General features: G+C 62.2%; 23 protein-coding genes. 8 read left to right on the top strand and 15 right to left on the bottom strand.

Translation table 11 applies throughout. From position 1 onward, the window contains the following. The first annotated feature begins 5 nt into the window (after positions 1 to 5). From J5Y21_RS02605 to J5Y21_RS02590, 4 genes are read left to right on the top strand one after another with little or no spacing between them, the layout of a single operon-like run. Positions 6 to 911: an ABC transporter permease gene (locus tag J5Y21_RS02605; RefSeq protein ID WP_210572755.1), complete on the top strand. Its 906-nt coding sequence runs from the start codon at positions 6 to 8 to the stop codon at positions 909 to 911. Next, positions 908 to 1,693 (top strand): ABC transporter permease, encoded by a 786-nt coding sequence (locus J5Y21_RS02600; protein ID WP_210572517.1) that lies wholly within the window; start codon positions 908 to 910, stop codon positions 1,691 to 1,693. The genes J5Y21_RS02605 and J5Y21_RS02600 overlap by 4 nt, the downstream gene beginning before the upstream one ends. Further along, positions 1,690 to 3,084, top strand: coding sequence for an ABC transporter ATP-binding protein (locus J5Y21_RS02595; RefSeq protein WP_210572514.1), 1,395 nt, complete (start codon positions 1,690 to 1,692; stop codon positions 3,082 to 3,084). The genes J5Y21_RS02600 and J5Y21_RS02595 overlap by 4 nt, the downstream gene beginning before the upstream one ends. Positions 3,085 to 3,093: 9 nt before the next feature. Further along, positions 3,094 to 3,981, top strand: a complete 888-nt coding sequence (locus tag J5Y21_RS02590; protein WP_210572511.1) for a ribokinase — start codon at positions 3,094 to 3,096, stop codon at positions 3,979 to 3,981. Here the strand turns inward: J5Y21_RS02590 and J5Y21_RS02585 are convergent. The 4 genes from J5Y21_RS02585 to lepA all read right to left on the bottom strand — a co-directional run bounded on the left by J5Y21_RS02585 (position 3,955) and on the right by lepA (position 8,836). Further along, the gene (locus J5Y21_RS02585; RefSeq protein ID WP_210572508.1) at positions 3,955 to 5,199 is read right to left on the bottom strand and encodes an alpha/beta fold hydrolase; all 1,245 of its coding nucleotides are present in this window, start codon (positions 5,197 to 5,199) and stop codon (positions 3,955 to 3,957) included. The genes J5Y21_RS02590 and J5Y21_RS02585 overlap by 27 nt on opposite strands. Beyond that, a complete protein-coding gene (locus J5Y21_RS02580; protein ID WP_210572502.1) occupies positions 5,180 to 6,370 on the bottom strand; it encodes an ATP-binding protein in 1,191 nt (396 codons plus the stop codon). The genes J5Y21_RS02585 and J5Y21_RS02580 overlap by 20 nt, the downstream gene beginning before the upstream one ends. Positions 6,371 to 6,440: 70 nt before the next feature. Continuing rightward, positions 6,441 to 6,986 (bottom strand): RNA 2',3'-cyclic phosphodiesterase, encoded by a 546-nt coding sequence (gene thpR, locus J5Y21_RS02575; protein WP_210572500.1) that lies wholly within the window; start codon positions 6,984 to 6,986, stop codon positions 6,441 to 6,443. Next, complete coding sequence (lepA, locus tag J5Y21_RS02570) at positions 6,986 to 8,836, bottom strand: translation elongation factor 4 (RefSeq protein WP_210572498.1); 1,851 nt, start codon at positions 8,834 to 8,836, stop codon at positions 6,986 to 6,988. Before lepA ends, thpR begins: the two co-directional genes overlap by 1 nt. A gap of 94 nt (positions 8,837 to 8,930) precedes the next feature. Between lepA and J5Y21_RS02565 the strand changes: the two genes are divergently transcribed. From J5Y21_RS02565 to J5Y21_RS02550, 4 genes are all read left to right on the top strand, one after another. After that, positions 8,931 to 9,623, top strand: coding sequence for a hypothetical protein (locus tag J5Y21_RS02565; protein ID WP_210572496.1), 693 nt, complete (start codon positions 8,931 to 8,933; stop codon positions 9,621 to 9,623). A gap of 32 nt (positions 9,624 to 9,655) precedes the next feature. After that, positions 9,656 to 10,141: a type II toxin-antitoxin system PemK/MazF family toxin gene (locus tag J5Y21_RS02560; RefSeq protein ID WP_210572494.1), complete on the top strand. Its 486-nt coding sequence runs from the start codon at positions 9,656 to 9,658 to the stop codon at positions 10,139 to 10,141. Between the two features lie 163 nt (positions 10,142 to 10,304). Then, positions 10,305 to 10,568 carry a 30S ribosomal protein S20 gene (gene rpsT, locus J5Y21_RS02555; RefSeq protein WP_210572492.1) on the top strand — a complete coding sequence of 88 codons (264 nt, stop codon included), beginning with the start codon at positions 10,305 to 10,307 and terminating at the stop codon, positions 10,566 to 10,568. Positions 10,569 to 10,661: 93 nt separating this feature from the next. Then, positions 10,662 to 11,483, top strand: a complete 822-nt coding sequence (locus J5Y21_RS02550) for a PHB depolymerase family esterase (RefSeq protein ID WP_210572490.1) — start codon at positions 10,662 to 10,664, stop codon at positions 11,481 to 11,483. Here the strand turns inward: J5Y21_RS02550 and J5Y21_RS02545 are convergent. The 11 genes from J5Y21_RS02545 to J5Y21_RS02495 form a co-directional block, all read right to left on the bottom strand. Next, a complete protein-coding gene (locus J5Y21_RS02545) occupies positions 11,480 to 12,127 on the bottom strand; it encodes a LysE family translocator (protein ID WP_210572488.1) in 648 nt (215 codons plus the stop codon). The two genes, J5Y21_RS02550 and J5Y21_RS02545, sit on opposite strands and share 4 nt — an antisense overlap. Next, a complete protein-coding gene (locus tag J5Y21_RS02540) occupies positions 12,124 to 12,456 on the bottom strand; it encodes an ankyrin repeat domain-containing protein (RefSeq protein WP_210572753.1) in 333 nt (110 codons plus the stop codon). Before J5Y21_RS02540 ends, J5Y21_RS02545 begins: the two co-directional genes overlap by 4 nt. Positions 12,457 to 12,521: 65 nt before the next feature. Then, a complete protein-coding gene (gene holA, locus J5Y21_RS02535; RefSeq protein WP_210572486.1) occupies positions 12,522 to 13,457 on the bottom strand; it encodes a DNA polymerase III subunit delta in 936 nt (311 codons plus the stop codon). After that, the gene (locus J5Y21_RS02530; protein WP_210572484.1) at positions 13,417 to 15,015 is read right to left on the bottom strand and encodes a ComEC/Rec2 family competence protein; all 1,599 of its coding nucleotides are present in this window, start codon (positions 15,013 to 15,015) and stop codon (positions 13,417 to 13,419) included. Before J5Y21_RS02530 ends, holA begins: the two co-directional genes overlap by 41 nt. Beyond that, a complete protein-coding gene (locus tag J5Y21_RS02525) occupies positions 15,015 to 15,620 on the bottom strand; it encodes a ComEA family DNA-binding protein (RefSeq protein ID WP_210572483.1) in 606 nt (201 codons plus the stop codon). The genes J5Y21_RS02530 and J5Y21_RS02525 overlap by 1 nt, the downstream gene beginning before the upstream one ends. 97 nt (positions 15,621 to 15,717) lie before the next feature. After that, the gene (locus J5Y21_RS02520; protein ID WP_210572482.1) at positions 15,718 to 16,497 is read right to left on the bottom strand and encodes a DegV family protein; all 780 of its coding nucleotides are present in this window, start codon (positions 16,495 to 16,497) and stop codon (positions 15,718 to 15,720) included. Beyond that, on the bottom strand, positions 16,497 to 17,135 hold the full coding sequence (locus J5Y21_RS02515; protein ID WP_210572481.1) for a histidine phosphatase family protein: 639 nt from the start codon (positions 17,133 to 17,135) through the stop codon (positions 16,497 to 16,499). Before J5Y21_RS02515 ends, J5Y21_RS02520 begins: the two co-directional genes overlap by 1 nt. Before the next feature lie 6 nt (positions 17,136 to 17,141). Then, entirely contained in the window at positions 17,142 to 17,612 is a 471-nt protein-coding gene (gene rsfS, locus J5Y21_RS02510) for a ribosome silencing factor (protein WP_210572480.1), read from the bottom strand. 58 nt (positions 17,613 to 17,670) lie between these two features. After that, positions 17,671 to 18,336, bottom strand: a complete 666-nt coding sequence (nadD, locus tag J5Y21_RS02505; RefSeq protein ID WP_282597851.1) for a nicotinate-nucleotide adenylyltransferase — start codon at positions 18,334 to 18,336, stop codon at positions 17,671 to 17,673. After that, positions 18,333 to 18,737 (bottom strand): hypothetical protein, encoded by a 405-nt coding sequence (locus J5Y21_RS02500; RefSeq protein ID WP_210572479.1) that lies wholly within the window; start codon positions 18,735 to 18,737, stop codon positions 18,333 to 18,335. Before J5Y21_RS02500 ends, nadD begins: the two co-directional genes overlap by 4 nt. A gap of 90 nt (positions 18,738 to 18,827) precedes the next feature. After that, the gene (locus J5Y21_RS02495) at positions 18,828 to 19,739 is read right to left on the bottom strand and encodes a hypothetical protein (protein ID WP_349236913.1); all 912 of its coding nucleotides are present in this window, start codon (positions 19,737 to 19,739) and stop codon (positions 18,828 to 18,830) included. Between the last annotated feature and the right edge of the window lie 10 nt (positions 19,740 to 19,749).

Raw genomic sequence — 19,749 nt, 5'->3', positions numbered from 1 at the left:
TCTCGATGCTCTTCGCGGCGAGCGTGATCATCTTTCTCTTGCTGAGGGCTGTCCCCGGCGACCCGGCGCGGATCGCGCTCGGTGTGACCGCCTCCGACGAGGATGTGGCGAAGCTCGCGAACCAACTGGGCACGGATAAACCTCTGGTCCAGCAGTATTTCGACTGGGTCGGCGGCATGGTGACTGGCAATTTCGGCACCTCGTTGACGAGCAAGCAGGACATCACTCCCCTGGTGCTCGACAGGATGCAGGTCTCCCTGATCCTGACGGTGAGTGCAATGATCTTGTCGATGGCGATCGCGGTTCCTTTGGGGACGTATCTGGTGCGGCGCCGCGGAAAATGGGACACGGCGATCGTGTCTGCGCTGACGCAGGTGGGAATCGCAGTTCCGAGTTTCTTGGTCGGCATTTTGACGGTGGCGGTCTTTTCCGTGTGGTTGGGCTGGTTGCCCGCCAATGGTTGGGTGCCGCCGAATGCGGGATTCTGGGATTTCTTGGCGCACCTAGTGTTGCCGGTGATCGCGCTGAGTTTGGTCCAAGCGGCCATTTTGACGCGGTATGTGCGCAGCGCCGTCAACGAAGAACTAGACAAGGACTACGTGCGCACAGCGAGGGCAGTGGGCTTATCGACGAGGCAGGCCCTGTACCGGCACGCGCTCAGGAATGCATTCCTCCCTGTGTTGACCGTGACAGGTTTGCAATTCACCACGCTGATCGTGGGCGCGGTGGTGATTGAGAAGGTGTTTGCGCTGCCGGGAATTGGCTCAATGCTGCTGGATGCGGTGGCGACCCGTGATCTGACCACGGTGCAGACCTTGATGATGCTGCTGGTGGTGTTCACGCTCGCGGTGACGCTGATTGTCGATGTGCTGTACCGCTTCATCGACCCACGTTTGAGGAGGCAGGCATGAGGAAGATCATCGGCCTGGTGCTTGTGGGGATCGCGGTCTTATTCGCAGTGGTGGCGATGGTGTGGACGCCTTTCGACCCGGTGCATGCAGTGCCGGGCGAGAGCCTGCAGGGTTCGTCGCTCACTCACCTGATGGGCACGGATCAGTACGGGCGCGACGTGCTCAGCCGCGTCATGGACGGCGCGCGCACGACGCTGACTGTGGCTGTTGCGTCGGTGCTGCTGTCGGCGCTCATCGGTGTTCCGCTCGGAGTCATTGCCGGCATGAAGCGCGGCTGGACAGACGGGCTCATCATGCGGACGAACGATCTGCTGCTGGCGTTTCCGGCGCTCTTGTTGGCGATCGTGTTCACTGCTGTGTTCGGCGGCTCGATGTGGATCGTGGTGCTGGCGATCGGCATCGCCGGGATTCCGGGTTTTGCGCGGGTGTCGCGCGTTGGGGCTTTGCAGGTGATGGCACAGGACTATGTGCTCTCGGCGCGGATCTCTAAAGTGCCCGGGTTCTTGATTGCATGGCGGCACGTGCTGCCGAATATCACCTCGACATTGGCTGTGCAGGTATCGGTGGCACTAGCTCTGGCGATCCTGGCAGAGGCGGGGCTGTCTTTCCTCGGGCTCGGCACTCCTGCGCCGTATGCGTCGTGGGGCAGGATGCTGCAGTCATCGCAGGCGTATCTGTCAACTGCCCCGCACCTGGCGCTGTGGCCGGGCCTGGCGATCGCCGCGACTGTTTTAGGCTTCAACCTGCTGGGAGATGCTGTGGCTGATAGGAGGTCACGATGACCCTGGTGCACATTGAGGATCTGACCATCGACGGGATCCTGGAGGGCATCTCTTTCGATATTTCTCGTGGCGAGAGGCTGGGGCTGATCGGGGAATCCGGTTCCGGCAAATCGATGACCGCGCTGACCATCATGGGGCTTCTCGATGAAAGGCTCACTCCCCGTGGAACCGTCACTCTCGATGGCACCGACATGATCAAGTCTTTGCCACGCGTGAAAAGGAAGCTGCGCGGCAAGAAAGTGTCGATGATCTTCCAAGAACCGATGACAGCGCTGGACCCGCTGATGACGGTGGAGCGCCAAGTCGCGGAGGCCTGCTCGTTGGAGAAGGCCCGGGAGCTCCTGCGGGAAGTGGGAGTGGAGCGCACTGCGAGTTACCCGCACGAACTGTCTGGCGGGCAGAGGCAGCGGGTGTTGATCGCCTTGGCCATCGCGGGCGATCCTGATTTGCTCATCTGCGACGAGCCGACGACTGCCCTGGACGTGGAGGTGCAACAGCAGATTCTGGATCTGCTCGACTCCCTTGTCCGGGAACGCGGGATGGCGCTGCTGTTCATCACGCATGACCTCGCCGTGATTCGGAAGATGACCGACCGCGTGATCGTGCTCAAGGGCGGACAGATCGTGGACGCTGATGCGGATCTCGACGATCCCCAGGTCGATTACACCGCTCAGTTGGTAGAGGCGTCGAAGCCAAAACCATCAGCAGAAATCCGCGCAACGGGCAAACCAGTCATCGAACTGAAGGATGTCACGTGGCGTCGCGGAAACACGTTGGCGCTGGACAACGTGAATCTGACGGTGCACAAAGGCGAGAGGATCGGCATTGTCGGCGGCTCGGGATCGGGAAAGACGTCGCTGTTGCGCGTCATTTCCGGGCTGAACGAGCCGGATTCTGGATCCGTGCGCGTCGACGGCGGTCTGCAAATGGTCTTCCAGGACCCGTATTCTTCGCTCAACCCGCGGCGAAAAGTACGTGATTCCATCAGGGAGGCCGGCTCAGACGAGGCGCGGGCAGAAGACGTTCTGTCCCAGGTCGGTCTGGAAGGGATGGGCCCCAGGTTCCCACACCAGTTTTCGGGCGGGCAGCGGCAAAGGATCTCCATCGCGCGCGCGGCGGCCCCGCACCCGGAGATCCTCATCGCGGATGAGCCGGTGAGCGCGCTGGATGTGTCGGTGCGCGCGCAGGTGCTCGAGCTTATCGACGACTTGGTCGTGCATGACAACGTCACACTCATTTTCGTCTCCCACGACCTGTCTGTGGTGAGGCAAGTCTGCCCGACGATCGCGGTGCTGTACCGCGGCAAGATCGTCGAGACGGGCCCCACTGAAGAGGTCTGGGCGAACCCGCAGCACGAGTACACGCAGTCCCTTCTGTCCGCGATTCCGTAGGCTGAAGACATGAGCATCGTCGTTGTCGGCTCCATCAACGCAGACCTGACCATCAATGTGGAGAGGCATCCTCTCCCCGGCGAAACCCTGTTGGGCACAGGCGGCAAAATCACGCCCGGAGGAAAGGGCGCGAACCAGGCGGTCGCGGCGGCACGCCTCGGATCCGAGGTTTTCCTCGTGGGAGCAGTCGGCGAAGATGCGCATGCAAAAGACGCGACCAATTTGCTTATCGACGCCGGCGTGGACCTCAATGCCGTCGAGATTTCCCCGAAGCCGACTGGTCTGGCCATCATCACGGTGGCGTCGGACGGTGAAAATACCGTCATGGTGGTGCCGGGGGCGAACGGGGATGTGGGGGCAGGTGTCGTCGATAAGCATGCTGCGTTGGTTGCGGGCGCGGACCTTGTCTTGTTGCAGGGCGAGATTCCTGCGGACGGTTTTGCGCGTGCGGTCGAGCTGGCTAAAGGACGCGTCGTGGTGAATCTGGCGCCTGTGATCGATGTGGACCGGGATGCTTTGAGGCGCGCTGATCCGTTGATCGTGAACGAGCACGAAGCGCAGCTGGTGCTCGGGAAGAAGTCTTCCCCTGAAGCCTGCGCGGAAGAGCTGTTGCGCGAATTTCCTTCTGTCGTCGTCACGTTGGGCGCGGACGGGGCGCTGGTGGGCGATGCTGAGGGAATCGTTCGGGTCGCTTCTCCTTCCGTGACCTCGGTCGATTCCGTCGGGGCGGGCGACGCGTTCACCGGCGCGCTGTGCCACCGATTGCTTGCAGGAGACTCGCTCGTCGAAGCGGCGACGTTCGCTGCGCGCGTCGGTGCGTTCTCCGTGACCCGCCCCGGCGCACAGCCGTCGTATCCGGATTATTCCCAGCTAAGCCTCGGTAACGGCGCGGAATAAATCTTTTCCGTGGTTATAGATTGCATCGTGGTCCCACTCGGGGTGGGTCCAGACGGTGAGATTGCCGATCGCGGAGGCCGCCTGTTTGGCCAAGTCAATCGGAACGAACATGTCTCTTTCAAAGAGGGCGACGGTGGCGGGGACCTCGTTTTGGGCGAGCTGGGCTTCGTCGAAAAGCGGGGGCCAGTCGTATGTCTCCATCTCCTCGACCGCGGCTCTAAACGGTGCTAGCGCGGGATCTTCTTCGAAATGGTGCGGGAAGAAATGGTTGCCGAGCAAATAATAAGGCTCAGCCGAGGTTGGGTCTGCTGCGAGGCGTGATTGCCCTACCGCATCCGAAAAACCGATGAGGGTCTGGTGGACGACCGGCCACAGCGGGTTCACCTCCGTGCTGATGAAACTGCTGACCTGGGCGAGAAAGTCCTTCCGCAGTCGCTTTTCGTGCTCGTAGAAAGGCGATTCGAGCAGGTTGGCCAGCATGCTGAAGCCGAATTCTGCGCCTAATGCCACCCCGATGAAGCGGAAACGGTTGGCGGAGAGCCTTTCTCCAGTCGGCAAGAATTCGTCTGTCTCTTGCAGGTGCGCGCACACTTTTCGGACGTTTTCTTCGGCATAAGGAACGGCGTCGTAGAAGCTTTGGCAGCGCTTATCGACGAGATCCAGCGTGATCTCGTTGTACTCATCCGGGGTCCAGCCGATGTGGGGTAAAGCGCCGGTGAGAAATGCCCTTCCGAGTCCTTCCGGTGCAAAGGACAAATAGGCGCCTACACAGAGGGCGCCGAAAGAATTGCCGAGGACGTCCCACGTTTCAAATCCGAGGTGCCGGCGCAGGTCTTCTGCATCTGCGACCACGTCCGGGCAGCGCAGTTTGGACAGGATCTCCGGGCGGATGAGGTGCGGGGTTCCCTTATCGATTTTTCCGGAGCGGCCGGTACCGCGTTCGTCGAGAAGAAAGACCCGGTAGTGCTTCAACGCCTCCGGAATCCACCCCTGCATCACACGCGGGGCCGGGTTGCCCGGGCCGCCCTGGAGAAAAAGGAGCGGCGGAAGACCAGGATCTGTATAGAGTTCCCGCGCGAACAGGGTGAAGGTGCCTAGAGCTTCGTTTGATCTATCCCACGGCACGTCAAGCTCGTGAATTCGGGTGGACGCTTTCGGAGGGATGATCGTGGAAAACACGCTTTGAGTATAGGCGGGATTAATCCAGAGCTTTTCCATCCAGAAATTCAAATGCGTCAATCCACCTGACGTTGCCCGTGTTCGGTGGAATACGGTCAGCGGTGATGAGATAGCCGTTTCCGTTCAAGGGACGCAATTCACGCTCGAGGGTGGACGGGTCTTCGGTTGAGAGTGCGACCTGGATATTTTTGGTGTCATTTCCACGCGTGGCCACGAAGTCGATTTCCGCGTTTCGCAGATGCCCCGTCGCGACTTTGTAGCGACGTCTGCGCAGCTCGAGATAGACCATGTTTTCCAGATCGTGGCCCCTGTCGACATCCCTCGAACCGAGCAAAGCGGTGCGCAGCCCCGGGTCGACGAAATAGTATTTTCCGTTTGTCTTCAACCATTGTTTTCCCTGCGTGTCGAACCGGGGGCAGCGGTAGATGAGGTGGGCATCCTCCATCAATGTGAGGTAGCGGTCGACTGATTCGGGCGAAGAAGAATAACCCTGGCTCTTCAAGTGGTTGCTTATCCGGTTCGTCGAAAGCGGCGAGCCTGTGTTGTCGAATATGAAACGCGCGACGCGAAGGAAGACTTCAGTGTCACGGATTTGGCCACGGGTAGCGATGTCACGGGTGAAAATCGAGTCGAAAAGACCCGAGTTGATCTGATCCGTGATGTCCGGATCCCAAGCGAGAACTGCCGCCGGAAAACCGCCGATGCGCATCCATTCGCGGTAGGACTTTTCGATGCTCTCACTGTCTTTCCTGAACCTGCGGAACTCCGCGAGGGAGAGCGGCAGCATGTGGAGCTCGATATAGCGGCCGGCGAGATAAGTCAGTGACTCTCCCGAAAACATGGTGGCATTCGACCCGGTGACGCAGATTTCCATGCCGGGATTCACGCGCAGGGAATTGATCACTCGTGACCAATCGTCCAATTCTTGAACTTCGTCGACCTGGAGATACTGCACCCCCTTCGACTCGTGCTGCTCGAGCACATACCCCAGGAAATTCTCTGGATCGCGCAGTTTGTCGTTTGCGGCATCTTCGAAATTGATGGTGAGAATTTGTTGGGGGTCCACTCCCCCGCGAACGAGATCTTCACGGTAGAGCTCGAGCAGGGTGCTCTTTCCGCATCGGCGCACCCCGGTAATAATCCGCACGAGATCGCGGTCGGTGACGCGACGCAGGAAGTCGAGATAGTTGTCTCGCGGAAAAGCTCTCATATTTTTCAGGTATACCTGAAAAACTTGCAAGAGTGGAAAGTTTTCAAGGTGTACCTGAAAAACTTGCGCACTATCGCAGTGAGAACTTTTCGATGATCTCGTAGCGGGAGCCGCCGCTGCGGCCCTGCCCAAGGTGGGATTCAACGAGGCAGATCTCGTCGGCGGTGAAGTCGGGGCCGCGGTAGACGGACAAGGCGCGGACGATATCGGGGATCGCGTACGGGTCGCGGGAGCGGCGGCCGGTGCGGCCGATGGTGAGGTGGGCGCGCTGGCGGGGGCGGACGTCTTGGATTGGGTCGGCGCTTTCCGCCATCAGGGTTTTGAGGTTGTCGGTGTCGCCGCCGACGCCGGTCCATAGGGTGCGGTTCTCGAATGCGCCGGCGCCGGCGAGGTGCAGGTTCAGCGGCGGGTGGAACGCAACTATCTGTGCGAGGTGCGCACGGATCGCAGAGGCATCGTTGGGCTGGTCGCCGTAGAAGGCGAGGGTGAGGTGCCAATTATCTGGGTCGGTCCAGCGCATCTCCTGGCGGGAGAAATCGCGGATCGGGCGCAGCGCCGTGACAAGGTGTTCTTTCGCCTCGTCGGATGGGAACAGCGCCGCGAAGACCCGGATCATTATTCCTCGTCGGTGGACAGCGCCGCGACGAATGCCTCCTGCGGGACCGTGACGGAGCCGATGGACTTCATGCGCTTCTTACCGGCCTTCTGCTTCTCCAGCAGCTTGCGCTTACGGGAGATATCGCCGCCGTAGCACTTGGACAGGACGTCCTTGCGCAGTGCGCGGATATTCTCGCGGGCGATGATCTTGGAACCGATCGCCGCCTGGACGGGCACCTCGAACTGCTGACGCGGGATGAGCTCTTTGAGCTTCTTGGTCATCTTGTTGCCGTACCACTGGGCGGAATCGCGGTGGACGATGGCCGAGAATGCATCGACGGGCTCTCCCTGCAGGAGAATGTCGACCTTGACCAGGTCGGCTGGCTGCTCGCCGGCTTCTTCGTAGTTGAGGGAGGCGTAGCCCTTGGTGCGGGATTTGAGCATGTCGAAGAAGTCGAAGATGATCTCACCGAGCGGCATGATGTAGCGCAGCTCGACGCGCTCCTCAGAGAGGTACTCCATATTCTTCATCTGGCCGCGCTTGGACTGGCACAGCTCCATCGTGGTGCCGACGAATTCCTGCGGAACGATGAGCGTCATGTTGACGATCGGCTCGAAGACCTCCTGGAGCTTTCCGCCGGGCCAGTCGGAGGGGTTGTGCACCAAGGACTCAGTTCCGTCTTCAGCGACAACACGATAGGTGACGGACGGCGCGGTGGAAATCAGATCGAGGTCGAATTCGCGTTCCAGGCGGTCGCGGGTGATCTCCATGTGGAGCAGGCCCAAGAAGCCGCAGCGGAAACCGAAGCCGAGGGCGACGGAGGTTTCGGGCTCCCAGGTGAGCGAGGCGTCGTTAAGCTGAAGCTTTTCCAAGCTCTCGCGCAACGTCGGGAAGTCCTCCTGGGAGACAGGAAACAGGCCCGAGTAGACCATCGGCTTGACGTCCTCGAAGCCTTCAAGTGGCTCATCGGCACCTTTATTTGCCCAGGTGACGGTGTCGCCGACACGGGTCTCGCGGACGTCCTTCACGCCGGTGATGAGGTAGCCGACCTCGCCGGGGCCAAGACCTTTTGCCTTCTGCATCGTCGGGGAGACAATGCCGATTTCGAGGATGTCGTGGGTGACCCCGGTGTTCATCATGGTCACCTTCTGGCCGGATTCGAGCTTTCCGTCGATCATGCGGATGTAGGTGACCACACCGCGGAAGGTGTCGTAGACGGAGTCGAAGACCAGGGCGCGCGCGGGAGCATCGACGCCTTCTGCGGCGAGAGGTGTCGGCGGCGGGACAAGCTCGACGACCTTGTCGAGCAGTTCCGGAACTCCCTCGCCGGTTTTTCCGGAGACGCGCAGGACGTCCTCCGGCTCGCAGCCGATGATGTGGGCGATCTCTGCGGCGTATTTCTCTGGATCGGCAGCGGGCAGGTCGATCTTGTTCAGCACCGGGATGATCTCGAGGTCATTTTCCATCGCCATGTAGAGGTTGGCGAGGGTCTGGGCTTCGATGCCCTGCGCAGCGTCGACAAGCAAAATCGCGCCCTCGCACGCGTCGAGCGAACGCGACACCTCGTACGAGAAGTCCACGTGGCCGGGCGTGTCGATCATCTGCAGGATCGTCTGCTGCCCGTCCTTCGTGGTCCACGGCAGGCGCACATTCTGCGCCTTGATCGTGATGCCGCGCTCGCGCTCGATATCCATGTTGTCCAGGTACTGGTCGCGCATCTCGCGCGCCTCCACAACGTTGGACAGCTGCAGGATTCGGTCCGCGAGGGTGGACTTGCCGTGATCGATGTGCGCGATGATGCAGAAATTGCGGATCTGCGCCGGATCCGTGAACGTCGTCAACGCGAAATTCTTGTGTGCCATCGCCATCCCTCCTCAAAACTAAGGTCACCATACCGTGCACTGAAGAACGAAGGGCAATCGCCATTACGCGCTAAAGTATGCGAGCAGAAAGGAGATCCGTGTGACTGACAACAACCCTTGGCTCGGCGCGCAGCCGATGCGCCGCGAATGGAATGCACCGGCGGAATTATTCCCGAAGGATTACAGTCGCTTCGTGCTACCCCAGAGTCTGTCCCAGCTGCTGAACGGCACGAATGCGCACACCTTCCGCACCTACGACGAGTTCATGCGCTTCATCGAACCTTCAGCGCCAGCGGCCCCGACGCGGAAAAGATCGGTCATGGCCACCAGCCGGTTCCTGTTGGCCGGGATCTGCTTCGTTCTCGCACTGATTGTGACGCCGATCGGCGTGGCCATGTCCGGCCCGGGAGTCATCGCCACGGGCATCGGTTTCGGTGCGGCATCGGTCATTTTCGCGCTCGTCGCGCTCGGCCAGCAAGCGATCTACAGTTCCGCGCAGAAACGGCAGCTTCCGCCCCAGCAGCGGTTGGTCCAGAAATTCGGCGGGGATCCCGCGACAGCTCTGCCGGTCTTCATCGTCGACCGGCTCGCCATGACTGCCGAGGAAAATGATGTGCTCGATCAGTGCATCGGCCTCTACAACTACTGCCAGGCGAATAATTTGCCGTTGAGCGCCGACCACTGGCGGTCGCTGACCCAGCACGCGCTCGCCCAAACACGTTTTGCGCGCAACACGGATCAGCCCAAAGCGCTCACAGATTTGCGGGCAAGCATTCAGCGCCTCGAGCTTTAATTCGCTTATCGACGTCGCGTAAGCTCAAGACCATGAGATTCCTGCGGCACAAGCCGACCGCGCTGGATCAAGGGCTGCAGATCCTCAACGAGCGCATGGGCAATTCCCCCACCAGTGAGCGCCGTCGCGCCGCTCGTGCCCGCGTGATTCCCACCAAAGAAATTTCGCGCAATATTTTCTACGCCCCCGACATGGACGGCCAAGCCGAACCCGGCGAAGTGGTGTGGTTCAACGTGCCCAGCACCCCTTTGAAGGAGCGGGCAATGCTAATCGTGGGTCGCGACCGACACGAGGTGTTGGGGCTGCTGATCTCAGCTAATGAGAATCACGCAGACGAAAAGAACTGGGTAGCCATCGGCTCGGGCGCGTGGAAACCCACCGGCGAGCCCTGCTGGGTCCGCATGGACAAGACTCTCTTCGTCGCAGAGACAGATCTGCGACGCCGCGGTGCTCTTTTTCCTGCCCGCCTCTTCGAGCACATCGCCGACCACCTGCGCAAGCACTTCGACTGGGTCTAAGGCGATTTTGGGCCGGCCCCCATTGATTGCTAGGGTTTAAACGTTATTCGGCGCGCCGCACACCGCGGACAGGACCTTGGGTTCGCGGTCGTTCACAAGCTGTGGCGCTGCACGTTCCGAATGCACGTTCATTTCACATCTGAAGACTTTCAAGAGGTACATCATGGCTAATATCAAGCAGCAGAAGAAGCGCGTCCTGACCAACGAGAAGCGTCGCGTCCGCAACAAGGGCATCCGCTCCGCAGTTCGCACTGAGATCCGTAAGTTCAACGAGATCGTCGAGGGCGGCGACAAGACCGCGGCTGAGGAGCAGCTGCGCGTCGCATCCCGCAAGCTGGACAAGGCAGTCACCAAGGGTGTCTTCCACCGCAACAACGCGGCTAACAAGAAGTCCAACATGGCTCGCGCTCTGAACAAGCTCGGTTAAAATCCAGCCCTCCGCTCACCGTCTTGGTGGGCGGAGTTTTTCGTTCCGGGAACCGAAGTGACATGTTAAGTTCTCCGCCGTAATATCCCCCTCATGAAAAATCTCCGCCGCGGTGTGTGCGCTGCATTTGCTGCCGCACTTTTCTTCGCCGCACCGGCGCAAGCACAGACTTCTTCGATCTCTTCCTACTCGAGTGGCTCGAGCCAGGCCTCTGGCATGGCGACGTCGCTGGTCGAGTCCGGCATTGGTTTCCGTTTCGTCAACGTCGACGGCATGGTCCGCCCGTACACGGTGGTCCTGCCACGCGGGTACAACCCGTTCCGGGCGTACCCCGTCATCATTGGTTTCGGCGGGGTGAAGCACACAGCTGGCCGCGCCCGTTCGTACCAGCGGCTGGAGCACGCTGCGGCCGGTCGTGCCATTGTCGTGTACCCGCAGGGCATGAATAATTCCTGGGGAGGAGCACCGTACGCGAAAACGTCGATGAAATCCGATATCCGCTTTATCCGCGCGGTGATCGGGAACCTCGGGTCGATGCACAAGATCGACAAGAAGCGCGTCTACGCAGCGGGGCTGTCCAATGGCGGCGGCATGGCACTCGCCCTTGCCTGCCACGCTCCGGATCTCGTGGCCGGTGTCGCCGGTGTCGCCGGGGCGTACTACGAACAGACGGTGACAAATTGTGCGCCGGGCAAGGTGAAGACCCTGCTCATGCACGCGGATAACGACGACGTCGTGCACTACAACGGCGGCTCCCGCAACGGCACCCCGTACCGCGCCGTCCCGGACGTGTACGCGTCCTTCTCGAAGCGCAACGGCGACGCCGCGCGCACGGAATTGCACACGGTCAAGGGCGGCGGGCACACGTGGTTCCCGGACGCCACCGGCCGCGTGGTGCGTTTCTTCCTGGACTAGGACCCCAGTCCGATGATGCCGCGGACGAACAGGACTGTTCCGGCAAGGATGAAGAACCCGCCGGCTCCCATATCGATGTAGGGTCCGGCTCGAAATAGCCTCCGGCGCACACGTTCGGTGGACACCAGGAGGCTGAACCCGATGAACAGCAACAGCGCGGGGAACCAGAGCGAGACGATCACGATGGCGGCTGTCCCCATGCCCGGACTCGGCGGCAAAAGTGGTGCGACGAGCGCGACGAGGAAAAGGACGATCTTGGGGTTGGAGAGATTCGTCGTCAAGCCTTTGAAGAAGCTCTCGCGCATGGTGCCGAGGCGCGAAGCTGCATCTTCGAGATCGGCCGGCGGATTGTCCCGGTCCTTGAATCCCTGTCGGGCCGTGGTGTAACCCATGAAAATGATCCAGGCGCCGCCGGCGACCTGGATGAGTTCGAGCAGCCACGGGAAGGCAGTCAACAGTGCAGCCGCGCCCAGGACAGTCATGGTGATCCAGAAAAACGCGCCGAGGTAGATGCCGAGCGTCGCCGCGAGCGCATGGCGGCGCGACCGCGTGGCAAAGCGCGTGAGCAGGACGATATCCGGACCTGGCGTGGCCGCACCTGCCAGATTCACTAATACGATCGCCGCGAGGTCCGCGGGATTCACTTGCTCATCTTCTCCACGAGGTCGTCGCGTTCAAACATCTTCGCGGTCGAGATGGCGTCGGGGGTTCCGGCGGTGGGGTCGGCACCGGCGTCCAAGAGGACGTCGACAAGCGCGTCTTCTTTTTTGAACACGACGCCGGCGAGCGGTGCCTGGCCGCGGTCGTTGAGCTTGTTCACGTCGGCGCCGCGCTCGATGAGGCCTTTCACGAGCTCGACGTGGCCCGCATACGACGCGAGCATGAGGAAAGAGTTGCCGTCCTGGTTGGTCATGTCCGCGGCGACGCCTTGGTCGACGTAGTCCAGCAAGGTGGTGTCGCCGCCGCGCGCCATATCGAAGAGACGCGTGGCGAATTCTTGCACGTCTGCGGGAATCTCAGTCACGGTGAGGCACACTATCACGCCAACTGGGCGATGCGCCGAACAGCGTCCTCGACGGCGAATTCGGGGTCCCCGCCCTGCCCTTTCACCGTGGCATCGAGGTCCGCGACGATGATCACGGCCTCACTGACGGCATGGCCGGACCAGTTGCGCGCGACCTGCATTGTTTTCTTCGCGACAAACGGGTGCATCCCTATCGTCCGCGCGATCTGTTCGGGGTTGCCGCGGGTCTGGTACAGCTTCGCGATGTCGCCGACCTTGTTCGCGAGCGCCGCCGCGATCGCGACCGGGCTGATGCCGAGCTGCAATGCTCTGCGCGTGCTGGCAAGGGCTCGATCGGTGCGGCCTGCGACTGCCTGGTCAGCGATATCGAAGCCAGAGACTTCCGCGACCCCGGTGTAGTAGGCGCGGACACTCGCGACGGTGATTTCGCCTTCAGTGTCGGCGACGAGCTGCTCGATCGCGGAGGCCAGCTCGCGCAGGTCCGACCCGACCGATTCGAGCAGCGCCCCGATCACGTCGGGAGTGGGACGTACGCCATGCCGCCGGAATTCGGCGGTGACCCAGCTCTGCCGTTCGCGCTGGTTCGGAGGATTCACCTCGTGCACGTCGGCGGCTTTGCGGAATTTGGCGACATAGGACTTATTGCGCCCTTTCCCGCTGTGCACGATCACCAGCGTCATGCCCGGCGCGGGGTCGACGGCGGCCTGCAGCAGCAGTTCGGTCGGTTCCTTGCCGGCCAGTTCGGTATTGGTGACCACAACAACGCGTTCTTCGGCGAACAGCGACGGGCTGGTCGCCTGAGCGAGCTCCGATGCCGTCACGTCGCCTGCGCGGAGGGTGGATACTTCCGCGGCGGGGCCGACTTCGTCGATGATGCTCTTCGTGGCGCGCTCGGCGAGGAATTCGTCTTCACCGACGACGAGGTGGACCGGGTTGATCATGCTGGTCATTGTACGGATAGATCACGGGAATGCCGTCGGGGGTGAGCGTGGGCCGGTCCCTATGTCCTTCCCGCACGATGATGACTGTGGTCCCAGGCGGTACCGCCTCAATATCCGTATCGCGTTCTACGACAAAGGGCTTTCGCTTATCGACGTCCACCTGCTCCCCCGTCCCCGCGCCGAGAAGAACAACGACTGCGACGACCGTGATCGTGAGCCGGGGGCGAGACGCGATGAATCCGGCGAGGATCCACCCGTAGACGACGATCGCCTGCATTGGTTCCGCTTCGATCGTGGTGGCGGGTAGGCGCGCCCCGGTGTCGGCCACCGTGCGGATCCACCCGGCCAGCGGTTGGATGACCCAGAGCAGCGGTGCGGCGAGAAGGTGGTGGAATTGCGCGAGAATCGCTGCGGCCATGCCGAGTACAGTCACTGCTCCGACGACCGGGCTGACGAGCACGTTGGCGATGACAGCGACGAGGGAGACTCGCCCCGCCATTCCCGCGATGATGGGCGCTGTAGCCAGGTCCGCGGCAATGGCGACCGAGAGTGCTTTCCCGAGGATGTCCGGCCACCCCAAAGGTGCGAGCGCACGATAGATCAGCGGTGAAATCACCACGATTCCCGCAGTCGCTGCGGTGGAAAGCGCGAAAGCGTAGTCGACCGCCAAATCGGAGTCCACGAGCACGAGACCGATGATGGACAAGCTGAGCACGTGGATCGGCTCTGCGCGTGTGGAGGAAATGATGGCGATAAAGCCGACCAACCCCGTAACCGTCGCGCGCAGCACGCTCGGTTCGGGCCCGACGAGTCCCGCGTAGACGAGCAGCGCAATTCCCGCCGCGATTGTCTGTCCGCGCAGCCCGAGCCGGCACAGCCCTGCCACGAGCAGTGCCGCGGTGGCGACGTACATGCAATTCGCGCCGCTGACTGCGCTCAGGTGGCTTAAACCGGTGTCGATATAGGCCTGCTTCTCCTCAGGACTTTGCATCGAAACGTCGCCGAGCACCATCCCGGGAATGAGACCACGAACGTGCTCCCCCACTATCTCTTCAACCGCGGACGCGAATGTCCCGCGGACACGAGCGGCGAAAGCGGCGAATCCGGTCGGCGGCCCGAGAACGTCCACGTCACCGCTCACGGTCACCGCGCCGATGCCGGGACGCGTGGATTCGCCGATGCTGCCCGACACCTCGATGGCCGTTCCCGCGGGAAGGTTGTCCTCAAGGTCGTCCACGAAGACGGGAACCGGCACCGGGTAGCCGGACACGTTGACGTTCACCAGCCAATTGCCCGAATCGAGCTGCTTCGGTGCCCCGCTGACGGTGCCGGTGATGGTCTCCCCGAATTCCCTCGTGCGGGCGGACACGCACCGCGCCCACGCGATGGCGGCGGAGCAGGCACCGAGACCGCCGCACAGAATCGCTTGCCCAGGCTCGCGAAGCAGGATGCAGCAAACCGAAATCACCGCCACTATTGCTAATGCCCACACCGGCCCGGCGACGATGACGGCCAATGCTGCTGCCCACACCGCGAGCGCGGGAGGCACGAGCCGAAGTTCACTCATCAGAGGCTGACCAGGTCTTTGATGGTCTCGAATTTAGCGGGACCGATGCCTTTGACGTCGAGGAGCTGTTCGACGCTCGTAAACGATCCGATGGATTCGCGGTGTGCGACGATCGCGGCGGCTGTCGCCTCCCCCACTCCCGGCAGTTCGGTGAGGTCTTGCGCCGAGGCGGTGTTCAGGGAGAGGCCTGAACTGGCTTCTTCGGCGGCAGGAGCATCGCCATGCACAGGAACGACGATCTGCTGGCCGTCGGCGAGGAGCTGGGCGAGATTGAGGCTGAGCAATTCCGCCTCAGGCAGAGGTTGAGCCTGCTCGAGTGCGTCGGCTACACGCGATCCTTCGTCGAGGGTGACAAGACCGGGCTCCGCGACTGCGCCGACGACGGAGACGACCACATCCGCGGGAGGTAGATCCGGGGGCGCCTCGATATCAGGCTCGTCATCGCGGAGGACAAACCACCCGGCGACGAGCAGCAGGACAGCGCCGACTGCCGCGGCCGCTTGTTTCGGCGGGACGGCGACCCGGGGCTTTGGGTACGACACCGCGAGGAGGTCCTCCTCGCCGGTCGGGCGTGTGAGTTCGGCGAGGCGTTGCGATACGTTCATGCCGCTCACGCTAAAGCGCGGCGGCGACCTCAGGAAGCGTCCGGGATTTTTCCTGTGGATAACCGCGTTGACGCGTCACCGAATTGTGGAATTCGCCTTAGGGATAGAAGACGGACAGCCCGATCGCTCCTTCACCGGTGTGGGCGGCCACGGCGTCGGTGAGGGGGAAAAGGTGGACGGACGAGCCGTCGACAAGCGCTTCTTCCAGCATTTCCGCGAGCGTGACCGCGCTGTCGTCGTCGGCGCTGTATTGCACGGCGGCGAAGACGGGTGAGCCGTCGGCGCGGTTGACGACGTGGGCGACGAGCTTCGCGAAAGCCTTCGATTGGGTGCGGGTCTTGATCGCGAGTTCGAGTTTGCCGTCATTGACGCGCAGGATCGGCTTCGTGGCCAAAAGCGCGGCGGACAGCATCGCGGTGGTCGCGGACAGGCGCCCAGATTTGCGCATATCGTCGAGTTGACGCAGGTAAAGCCAGGTTTCGGACAAGGCGAGGGCACCTTCCGCGGCGGCCGCGCACCCGTCGAGGTCGGCGCCGGCACGCGCGAAGGAGGCCGCGACGATCGCTGCCGCGCCGACGGCCATGCCCGCAGAATCGGTGTCCACGACGCGCACGGCATCGTCGAAGACCGCGGATGCGCTGACCCCCGCGGACCACGTCGACGACAGACGCTTCGACAAGTGCAATGCCACGATTCCGTCGTCGCCGCCGCGCTCCAATTGGCGGGCGTACGCCGCCGCGAGCTCGAGGGCGGTGAGCCCGGAAGTGGAGGCCTCTTCGTTTTCCATCACATGCAGGTCGAGGACAGTGATGTCGAGCTCGTCCGCGAGCTCTGCCGGAATCCCCGCCGAAGAGTCGACGACAACGCGCACCGCCATCAGCAGGCCCCCTGATTCCACGCCTCGAGGTACCACTGCACGTCGTTCCAGGAGCCGTCGCCGCCCATCCGCGGGCGCGCATAAAGTTGCGATGTATTCGTGTTATCCAGGCTTTTGAGCAGCGGATACTGGGCGTGCTCGAGATTGAGCAGATTCGACGTCAACGCAGAGATCGTTCCGCCGTGCGCGACGAGCAGCACGGCAGCATCATCCCAGCCGTCCCATTGCAGGAGCTTATCGACGACCGGCCTCGCCCTTTCCGCCACGTCCAGCCTCGATTCGCCTCCCGGAGGCGTCCACGCCGGGTCGTGCCTCCACGCTGCGCGGGCGCCCACGTATGCGCCGTCGACTTCCTCGTGCGTCATTCCCTGCCAGTCGCCAAGGTGTGTTTCACGCAGGCGTGGATCCAGCTCGACGTCCAGGCCGAGTTTCTCACCGACGATTTCGGCGGTGGTGCTCGCGCGGGACAGGTCCGACGAAACGATCTTCACGATTCCCATGCCCTTGACCCATTCGGCAGCGGCGTGGGCTTGCGCCAACCCGGCGTCGGAAAGCTGCGTGTCCAGCTGTCCCTGCATGCGGCGACCAGCGTTATACGTGGTCTGGCCGTGCCGCATCATGATCAAACGTCGGCTCATGAGCGCCTACATATCGTCGTCGTTGCTCGGGCCCTCGCCGGCGAGAGGCAGATCCTCGATGTCCTCGAGCTCGCGCACGCCCGCACCGTCCGCGAACTGGCCCGGCCGTGCCGGCGGCTCGATCCCCTCGACCTCGATGAGCGGGCAATCGGCGTACAGGCGGTCCAAGCCGTAGAACTCACGCTCCGCATCGCGCTGCACGTGCACGACGAGCATGCCGTAATCCAGCAGGACCCAACGGAACTCACGGTTGCCCTCGCGGCGTTTCGGCTCCGCCCCCGCCTTCGTCAGCGCATCCTCGACTTCGTCGACGATCGCTGCGACCTGGCGCTCACTATCAGCGGAAATGACGACGAAGATATCCGTGATCGCCATGACGTCCGTGACGTCGATGACAGCGATATCGCGTCCAAGTTTCTCGTCGGCGGCTTTCGCGGCGGCGACGGCCAATTCGCGGGCGGTGTCAGATGCAGTCAAACGAGCAATCCTTCTTGAGTCAGTTCTCTTTCAACCTACGCATTGTCCCACGTCGGTGTCAGTCTGGCCAGTTGGCATACATCTCGTTCTTGGCGATGTACTGCACCACCCCGTCCGGCACCAAGTACCACACAGGCCTCCCCTGCGAGGCACGCTCGCGGCAGTCTGTCGAGGAGATCGCCATCGCCGGAATCTTGATCAGGTGGGTTTGTCCGCGGTGAACCTCCGGGAGCATGTCTTCCGTGAGTTCGTAGCCCGGACGGGTCACACCGATGAATTCAGCGAGGTCGAACATCTTCTCCCAGTCGCGCCACGACATGATCGATGCCAAAGCGTCGGCGCCGGTGATGAAGAACAGTTCGTCGTTCGGGTAGAGCGCCGCTATGTCTTTCAAAGTGTCCACCGTGTAGGTGGGTCCACCGCGGTCGATATCCACCCGGGAGACGTGGAAGCGGGGGTTAGAAGCGGTGGCGATCACCGTCATCAAGTAGCGATCTTCCGCGTCCGAGACTTTCCGGTCGGCTTTTTGCCACGGCTCGCCGGTGGGGACGAACACGACCTCTTCCAGGTCGAAGATATCGGCGACTTCACTCGCCGCGACGAGGTGGCCGTTGTGGATCGGGTCGAAAGTTCCGCCCATGATGCCGATGCGGCGTGGCGCCGCGCCAGCTTCTTCCGGCTTTCCCTCGGTGGGAAATGCCTCCGCTGCGCTCGGTCCTGTCATAGCGAGAAAGATTTGCCCGGCAGGTAGTAAAGGATCAGGCGACCAGACGGGTAGAGCTTCCGGATCAGGCCCGCCAGACCGGCGATGACACCGCCTGTCACCAACAGCGGAACGAGCCACTTGGCGACGTTCGGCTGCTGCTTATCCTCCGGTTGCTCCTTATCCTTCGGATACGCCAGACCACGGTCGGGTTCGCGCGAGGAATCGGGGTCGGCTTTGCGGTACTGACCATCAACGAGCACGTGCAGTTCGCCGTTGATCATCACAGCGGGCGGAGCTTTTTCAACGGGCGGCTCGACGGGGGTATCCACTACCTCAATTTGGGCGTGCGCCACGGGCACAGCCAGCACTGTACTTGCCAGCGCGACTGTTGCTGCCACAACCTTTGGCGCGAAACGCATGCCGAACTTCTTTCCTTCAATAAGGGCCCGTGAACTGGTCTTGCCTGATTTACTTTACAGTTTCACTCGGGCATCTTTAATTAGCCCTTATTAATATCGTACCCCATCTACCCAATTGCCAAAACGATCGGCGACGACATTATCCCACCGCGATTTGAACACGAAATAGCGGCCGTGGCTGCCGCCGTTTCGCTCCGACGCACGGAGCGTGGCGATCGACGCATCGCACACACCATCCAGCGGCAGGCAGTAGTTGGCGCGGTTGCGTGTCGCGGCGGTGGTCTTGGAGTTCAGCGGGGACCAGCCGACGAGACCGCCAGCACCACCGCCGGCGACACCGATGGTGGCGGGGTCACCCGCTGCGGTCATCGGGTTGCCCAGGTAGACGGCGCCAGCGAGCTGGCCGCGGCGTGCGATCTCACGCTCGGCGTCCTGCAGGATCATCGCGCCCTGAGAGAAACCGACGACGATGTACTGCGGACGGCAGCCGGTGGTGCGCTGGTAGTTGTCGATCTGACGGATCACGCCTGCGCGGCCCGTCCCGACAGAGTTGATGAAGTTACGGGCCGCCTGGACGCCCATGTTCAGCATGGGCATTGCGTAGATGCCCACGAGGTTGAGTGCCTGCGCTAGCGTGCGCGGCAGTGCAGGAACGGTACCCGTGTACTCGGGCGCGAATGCCGGGTAATACTCGGGGCCGAGGCCCAGCACCTCGACATTATTCATGAGCGATTTGCCACCGTGAGTGGCGCGGTAGCGGTTTTCGGAGGTGCGCAGGAAGGCGCGGATGTGCTCGCCCTCCCACCCGTTGGACACCCAGGGGCTCTGGGCGTAGCTGGTGCGGCCGCTATTGGGCTGGCCGGAACCGCGCGCGGCGATGACCGCGACAGCCGGGCAGGTACGCGCTTCAGCGCGCTTCGGGGCGGCGGGGACGATGGTGGCAGTGACAGCGATGACGAGGACTAGGGCGAGCGCGCGACGGCGCAGGAAGATATGTGACACGGAGAGTATT

This window comes from Corynebacterium sp. Marseille-P3884, assembly GCF_017942225.1.
Taxonomy (GTDB): domain Bacteria; phylum Actinomycetota; class Actinomycetes; order Mycobacteriales; family Mycobacteriaceae; genus Corynebacterium.
This window is presented reverse-complemented; position numbering and strand designations above follow the sequence as displayed.